This window comes from Cellulosimicrobium composti, from assembly GCF_009711085.1.
Lineage (GTDB): Bacteria > Actinomycetota > Actinomycetes > Actinomycetales > Cellulomonadaceae > Cellulosimicrobium > Cellulosimicrobium composti.
The window spans coordinates 1-3,761 of record NZ_WMKA01000071.1 but is presented as its reverse complement, the minus strand read 5'-3'; the positions used below and the strand labels follow the sequence as shown (position 1 = coordinate 3,761).

Sequence of the window (3,761 nt, the reverse complement as noted above, 5' to 3'; positions counted from 1 at the left end):
CTCGTCCTCGGCACGGGGCGCGGGCGGGACCGCGGCATCCGCGCCGCGCGCGCCGACCGGCGCGTCGACCGGCGCGTCTGACGCCGCGGCGCGCCGCGCGTCCGTCGCCGGGTCCGCGGGCAGGACGCCCCGGTTGAGCTCGCCGTAGGGTACGTGGACCGACGGGGCGACGCGGCGGGCCGCCTCGACGACCGCGCGCTGGTCGTCGAAGAAGATGTGCGGGCGCAGGACCTCGAGCACGCCGTCCTTGTCGACGCCACCGAGGAAGAACGCGTCGTCGACCGCCACGCCCCACGACGAGAGCGTCGCGACCGCGCGCTCGTGCGACGGCGCGGAGCGCGCGGTGACGAGCGAGACGTGGACGCGCGGGCGGTAGGACGGGTCCGTGGCCTGCCGTTCGCGCTCGACGACCTGGATGCGGTGGATGCCCACGAGCAGGTCCCGCAGCGGGCCCCGGCCGAGCGGCACGTCCGCGTTGAGCTCCTCGTGCTCGCGGAAGGACGCGAGGCCGCCGTCGGTGAAGCGACGTTCCGACGAGTCGTCGGCGAGGACGCCGTCGAAGTCGAACGCGATCCGCAGCTCGTCGCCCGCCTCGTCCGCGAACGTCCGGTCGAGCACGTACCCGGCGGGCAGCCCGAGGTCGACGGCGTCGCGCACCGACCGCTCGTCGGCCGAGAGGAACAGGTCGACGTGCAGCGGGCGGATGAACTCGTGCGGGCTGCGACCCTGGCGGAACACCGCGCGCGTGATCGGGAGGTCGTGGTGGCGGACCGAGCGCATGACGCGCAGGCCCGTCTCCGGGGAGTTGCGCGACATGACGATGACCTCGACGAGCGGGTCGTCCGCGGACGGCGCGAGGTCGTTCAGCGCGAGCAGGCGGCGGACGAAGCCGAACGCGACGCCGGGCTCCAGCGCGTCGTCGCGGTGGTGCTCCTGGAAGTCGCGGTACGCCGCCTCGCCCTGCGTGCGGAACACGCGGTCGGACTCGGTGAGGTCGAACAGTGCGGAGGAGGCGACGCCGACGACGAGGCGGCCCGAGAGGTCGTAACCCATGCGCGCATGATGCCAGGTCACGGCGCCCCGGACGAAGACGGCCACCCGCCGGGGCCGGGACGCGCGAGGGCCCGGCGGGGGTCGTGACGACCGCCCGCCGGGCCCGTTCTCGCTCAGTCCTCGGTCGGCTCCGCGCTCGCGTCGCCGCCCGTGCCCGGCTCCGCCACGGGCTCGACGGCAGGAAGCGCCGCGTCGTCCGCCGGCGCGCCGGCGACCGCGTCCTGCGAGACCGCCCCGTCGTGCTCGTGCTCGTGGGCGTGCGCCGCCGCGGCGGCGATCGTCGCGAGCGTGGCCTTCACGGCCGCTCGCGCCTCCGAGGTGACCTCGGGCAGGACCGGGACGGCCGGCTGCGGGAGCGTGATCCCCGCGTCCTTCGCCGCCGCGCCCGAGCCGCCGCCGGAGCCGCGCTTGCGGCGCGAGCGCGAACGCCCGCCCTCGGCCGGCTCCTCGCCGGACGACGCGCCGCCGGCGTTGCCGTTGCCGCCGTGGTCGTGACCGCCGCGGCCGTTCCCGCCCGACTTCTCGATCGGGTCGGTGTGCACGATGAACCCGCGACCGTGGCAGTGCTCGCACGTCTCGCTGAACGCCTCGACGAGGCCCTGGCCCACGCGCTTGCGCGTCATCTGCACGAGGCCGAGCGACGTGACCTCGGCGACCTGGTGCTTGGTGCGGTCGCGGCCGAGGCACTCGACGAGGCGACGCAGCACGAGGTCGCGGTTGGACTCGAGCACCATGTCGATGAAGTCGATGACGATGATGCCGCCGATGTCGCGCAGGCGGAGCTGGCGGACGATCTCCTCGGCCGCCTCCAGGTTGTTGCGCGTCACGGTCTCCTCGAGCGTGCCGCCCGAGCCCGTGAACTTGCCGGTGTTGACGTCGACGACCGTCATCGCCTCGGTGCGGTCGATGACGAGCGAGCCGCCCGAGGGCAGCCAGACCTTGCGGTCCATGCCCTTCGCGAGCTGCTCGTCGACGCGGTGCACCGTGAAGACGTCCTGCGTGCCCGTCCACTTGGAGACGCGCTCGCGCAGGTCCGGCGCGAGCTCCTCGACGTACGAGGAGATCTCGCTCCACGCCCCGTCGCCCTCGACGACGAGCGAGCTGAAGTCGTCGTTGAAGATGTCGCGGACCACGCGGATCGCGAGGTCGGGCTCGCCCTGGAGCAGGGCGGGCGCGGACGCGCTCCTGGCCTTCTTCTCGATGGCCTCCCACTGCCCGCGCAGGCGCTCGACGTCGGCGCGCAGCTCCTCCTCGCTCGCGCCCTCGGCGGCGGTGCGCACGATGACGCCCGCGCCGTCGGGCACGACCTCCTTGAGGATCTTCTTCAGGCGGTTGCGCTCGGTGTCGGGGAGCTTGCGGCTGATGCCGGTCATGCCGCCGCCCGGGACGAACACGAGGTACCGGCCCGCGAGGGTGATCTGCGACGTCAGGCGCGCGCCCTTGTGGCCGATCGGGTCCTTCGTGACCTGCACGAGCACCGAGTCGCCCGACTTGAGCGCCTGCTCGATGCGCCGCGGCTGGCCCTCGAGGCCCGCGGCGTCCCAGTTGACCTCGCCGGCGTACAGGACGGCGTTGCGCCCCTTGCCGACGTCGATGAACGCGGCCTCCATGCTCGGCAGCACGTTCTGGACGCGGCCCAGGTAGACGTTGCCCGCCATGGACGCCTGCGACTGCTGCGACACGTAGTGCTCGACGAGCACGCCGTCCTCGAGCACGGCGATCTGCGTGCGCCCGCCGCGCTCGCGCACGACCATCGAGCGCTCGACCGACTCGCGGCGCGCGAGGAACTCGGCCTCGGTGATGATCTGGCGGCGGCGCCCGGCGTCGCGGCCCTCGCGGCGCCGCTGGCGCTTGGCCTCGAGGCGCGTGGACCCCTTGAGCGCGGTGACCTCGTCGGCCAGGCTGCGCTCGCGCGGGCGCGAGCGCGTCGTGGTCGTCTCGCCGCTGTCGCCCCGGCCCCCGCGGCGACGGCGACGGCGGCGACGGCTGCTGCCCGCCTCGTCCTCGCCGCTCTCCCCCGGCTCGCCGTCCGCGGCGTCCTGCTCGGCGTCGTCGGCGTCGGGCTCGGCGCCCGCGTCGGCGGGTGCGGCCTCCTGGCCGTTCTCGCCGTCCTCGGACTCGCGTCCCGAGTCCTGGCGGCCGCGACGGCCGCGGCCGCCGCGGCGACGACGACGGCGCGGGCCGGACTGCTCGGCGTCCTCCCCCTCGGGGGCGTCGGTCCGCTCGGCGTCGGCCTCGTCCTCGTCGAGGTCCACGAAGTCCTCGGGGCCGAACGCGTCCTCGGGGACCTCGATGCCCTCGGCGACGAGCTCGGTCTCGATGGCCTCGATCTCCTCGACCGCGGCGGCGTCCTCGCCCGTGAGCGCGACCTCGACGGTCACGTCCTCGGCGGGCACGGCCTCAGGTGCCTCGAGAGCCACGGGCGTCGGAGCGGCCTCGGCGGACTTCGCGGCGCCGCGCCCGCGCTTGCCGGCGCCGCGCCCGCGCGTCGTCGACGTCGCGGCGGGGGCGTCCTGCGTGGGCGTCTCGGCCGGACGGTCCTGCGACGCGGCCTCGGCAGGCTCGACGTGCCGGGGCGGGCCGGCCGGGCTCTGGGCGCGGCGCGGGCGGCGCGGCGCCGCTGCCGGGTCGGGCGCCTGGAAGAGCAGCGCGGTGGTCGCGAGGCGCGGTGTGCTCGTGCCGCCACCGGTCGCGGCGGGCGAGACCGT

2 protein-coding genes are annotated in these 3,761 nt (G+C 75.5%); both read right to left on the bottom strand.

Translation table 11 applies throughout. The features are described from left to right. Nucleotides 1-1,053, bottom strand: a 1,053-nt coding sequence (locus GJV82_RS18245; RefSeq protein WP_155100206.1) for a 5'-nucleotidase, incomplete at its 3' end; no start/stop codon positions are given. A 113-nt stretch (nt 1,054-1,166) separates the two neighbouring features. Continuing rightward, nucleotides 1,167-3,761: ribonuclease E/G (locus GJV82_RS18240; RefSeq protein WP_155100204.1), on the bottom strand; the 2,595-nt coding region annotated here is incomplete at its 5' end.